This window comes from Bacteroidota bacterium (genome assembly GCA_018831055.1).
Classification (GTDB): domain Bacteria; phylum Bacteroidota; class Bacteroidia; order Bacteroidales; family B18-G4; genus M55B132.
In genome coordinates, this window is the sequence record JAHJRE010000142.1 from 1 (window position 1) to 3,890 (window position 3,890).

Sequence of the window (3,890 nt, forward strand, 5' to 3'; positions counted from 1 at the left end):
GTGATGATGGGAAGTGTGAAGTGTAGAACACCTGGTACCCCTGCTCAATGAGGAATTCATTGATGAAATCACCACTATAGGCGTTCACGCCTGATCCTTTATCCTGGTAAACCAGGAATCCTTGCGGTGCGACCAAAACGTGTAAATCGATGGTATCCCCCCAGGTTATCTCAACGTCTGTTGTGGTAATGAGCTGAAAATTAGCGTAGTGGGTGGAATCTGCATCCAGTACGATAAATTGAAAGACATTTTCCAGCGTAAAATAATCATCGGCAGGAATATCCCGGGTGCATTCGGCATTCAGGATGCTTATGTCCGGATCTTCGGATATAAGCGTGAAGGTTGCATCCTCAGCACCCACTCCATAATTGTAATTCCTTAGCATGATATCCAGGCTAACCGTATCACCGGGTTCCAGGATATCATTTCCATCCGTATCCTGGAAGGTTAAATGATAGAGATCAAGGGTAATTTCCTGGACAATTTCCGCGACATCGGTAAGTGCCCTGTATGCGTTGATCCGGCCAGCACCCAGCAGGTTCTCGTACTCCGGATTGATGGCATCGATGTTATCGGCTGTTCCGAGTACCTGCGTGATCACCTGGTCAGAAGACCAGTCGGGATGATATGATTTGACCAGGCCCATCAGGCTTGCCACAATGGGTGTGGCACAGGACGTTCCACATGCACTGTTATAGCTATTATCCACAGAGGTGGACCATAAATAATAGGGATTGTCCCCTCCGGGAGCGCTTATTTTCACATGTGGGCCATAATTGGAATAGCTGGCTTTTTCATCGAGGTGGTTCAGTGCAGCCACAGCAATAACCCCCGGAAAGGAGGCGGGATACATATTTTCAAACTTATTATTATTAGCTGTGCCACCAAGGATAATACTGCCTAACTCCAGTGAATAGTTTATTGCCTCACGCTCGGCCTGGGAAGCAAAGCCATAACTGCCCCAGCTATTCGTTATTACATCCGCACCGTTTTCAGCAGCATAAATGATTGCATCATAACTGCGCAACGGGACATTGTCCCAACCTCCCTGTATGGGTAATATTTTCAGGTTCCAGCTAATGCTTGCAACACCGATCTCATTATTTGTTGCAGCACTCGCGTATCCTCCCATGAGGGTGCCATGATCCCACATAAAAGTGCCGGGTATTGGATTGGGATCATTACTGGATAGAAAGAAGTTCCATCCAATAAAGTCATCGATATAGCCATTTTCGTCATCATCGATACCATTTTCATCCCCCGGGTCGAAGATCCATTCACCAAAAAGCGTCTGTTGGAGGACATGGCCATCGCCGTCCGCATCTTCACCCAAATTTTGCCAGATATTATCAATCAGGTCTTCATGGTCCCATTCGATACCGGAGTCAACGATAGCGATGACCACTTCCTCCCCACCATTTTCGCCTTTATGGATTTCCCAGGCAGAATCGGCCTTGATCTGGGGAAGATGAGTCATTTGGCTATACAGTGAATCGTTGGGCTCTTCAAGAAAATAGTTAACAGGTACAGGTTCTGCATATTCGATATTCGGATCTTTGGAGAACTCTTCTGCAACCTTTAATACAGAATATTCTTCGGGAAATTCTATCCTGTATATCCTGGAAAGATCGGGCATGCCTCTTTTAAGCTTTTTAGGATTATAAATGAATCTTTTTTCCAGGAGATCCACCTGGTATTTTCCGGCTTTTGTATCGAGTGAAGGGATGTTAAAGGAGACATTTTCTTTTTGTTTACCTAAATCCCCAATACCCTCCTTTACCTTAATGGTGATCATGCCCTTGTAGAACATGGGTTGACTATTTTCCATGACGGGGAATGTTGTTTGCTGACCGTCATTTTTTTCGGTTGGTATCATCGAGGTCATTCCCATGACCAGGAGCGCTGCGATCAATAAGTAGAATTTTTTCATGATGATTTTGTTTTTACTCCCATTCCAGCCTTCCCCCTTCACTTCGACAAGCTAAGTGTGACCGGGGTAGGACCGGGGCGGGGTGGTTAAAGTTTTATAATTTTTCTCGTTTGTATTCTTTCGTTTGTTGTTACTTTGCAGAAGTAAACGCCTGCCGGTAAATCATTTGTTTGCCAGGAAACCTTGTTTAATCCGAAGTGATCGTTTTGTTGATTAAATTCTTTTATTTCCTGACCGATTTGATGGAATATTTTGCAATCCCGTTATACTGGACAGGTTATCATTACCGTAAGGTAGAGAATCAGCAAATCCTATCCTTAAAGAACCCCCAATTGATTTCAAAACAGTCAAGCTATCCAGATTAGTAATATCATTGCCATTGATATCCTGATATAAATTTCCGATGAGACCTGAATTTTCCCTTGTGTTATTTTTTCAAAAGCTTGGAGTATTTTGTCAGGGTATACTGTAAGCCAGGGGTGGGTGGGGGATTAACGATTAACGATATCTGATTTATAACTGACCCAGGATATTTGATATTTGATTTTGAAAAATTAAATCATGTCTATGCCTAAAAAACGTTGACCGTTTTTTGAGGTTTACTGATCAAATTTAATTTTTTATTTTGATAATAAGATGTTGAAAGCGGGCAATAACTCGAAGAGTTATTCTCGCTTTCAATATCTCTACTGTCAATGAGTTTTTCAAATTGTACTGGACTTAGCTTATTTAAAGCAGAGTGCGGTTTTTGGTGGTTATACATCATTACAGCTTTTTTTGTCTTCTTTAGTAAGTCCTTATAGTTATTTGGGGCATAATATACCAGATAATTATTTTTGATAATACCGTTTACTCTTTCAGCATGTGGGTTTTCATAAGCTGCTTTTCCCATACTATTGAGCATTTTAGCAGATTTAGTCAAGGCTTTAAATTCTTTACAGTAGTATTGGCCTCCACCATCTGAATGGATTATCAATCCTGGATGAGTATTAGTTCCTCTTGTTTTAAAAGCCATTAATAGAGCTGGTATTGTAGTATAGCTTGTTAATAAAGAATCACTTACGCTGTAACCTAATATCCTTCTGGAGTATAAATCCATTAAGAAGGTCAAATAGCAAAAGGTATCAGCCATTTGATAATACGTTATATCGCTAACCCAGACTTGGTTGACACGTGTCAACTCTATATTTTCTATCAGGTTGGGAAAGCGGATTACCCCGTTAGAATTTGTTGTTCTATGATATGACTTTTTCTTGCCTACGCCAAAACCTTGTGCTTGTAAGTAATGCTCAAACTTGTCCCTGCCTATATCACTTGGATTTATCACATGATATGCGTCTCGCAATGACATTCCTGGGTGATCCTCTCGGAACTGTCTCATTATTACTTCTAATTGATGATATTTTTCTTGGATATGCATGTACCTGTTTACTTTACCATGAAAAGCTTGACGAGAAGTATTCAGTACTCGATAAAGCTTGTTTAGAGAATAACTTAAGCTTTCTTGGTTTTGCCAGAACCAGATTTGTGTTTTGAACCAGTTTTTTTTTTAATGTCTATGCCTAGATCCTCTTCTGCTATTTCAATCAGTTTGTTTAAAAAATCCAGTTCTATTTGCTTCTGACCAACAATCTGCTCCAGTTCCTTAATCTTGTCTTTTAATACTTTAATTTGTTTTGAACTGCTCATTGGCTCAATGATTTGACGATGTCCTTTCTTATACAAAGATGAGTATTTATACACCCAATTATAGACAGATGTTCGGGAAACTTGATAGTCAATACTGACCTCTCTGACTGTTAATAGGTTGTTCTCGATTTTGCGTACAACTTCTTTTCTGATTGATTCTGAAAAAGTACGTTGTCTCCTTTGGTCAAATTGCTTTTTAAAAGATGATGTTGTTGCCATTTCTTAACTTTTTGATGGTCAAAAAGTGGTCAACATATTTCAGGCACTGACA

At 40.4% G+C, this 3,890-nt stretch carries 4 protein-coding genes; all 4 read right to left on the reverse strand.

Going from position 1 to position 3,890, the window contains the following annotated elements; all coding sequences use genetic code 11:
- A partial coding sequence (locus tag KKA81_09210; GenBank protein ID MBU2651099.1) for a S8 family serine peptidase occupies nt 1–1,930 on the reverse strand: 1,930 nt, incomplete at its 3' end.
- An 86-nt stretch (nt 1,931–2,016) separates the two neighbouring features.
- Nucleotides 2,017–2,181, reverse strand: coding sequence for a T9SS type A sorting domain-containing protein (locus KKA81_09215; protein ID MBU2651100.1), 165 nt, complete (start codon nt 2,179–2,181; stop codon nt 2,017–2,019).
- A 320-nt stretch (nt 2,182–2,501) separates the two neighbouring features.
- On the reverse strand, nt 2,502–3,455 hold the full coding sequence (locus tag KKA81_09220) for an IS3 family transposase (protein MBU2651101.1): 954 nt from the start codon (nt 3,453–3,455) through the stop codon (nt 2,502–2,504).
- On the reverse strand, nt 3,425–3,838 hold the full coding sequence (locus tag KKA81_09225; protein MBU2651102.1) for a transposase: 414 nt from the start codon (nt 3,836–3,838) through the stop codon (nt 3,425–3,427). The genes KKA81_09220 and KKA81_09225 overlap by 31 nt, the downstream gene beginning before the upstream one ends.
- Nucleotides 3,839–3,890 lie beyond the last annotated feature (52 nt).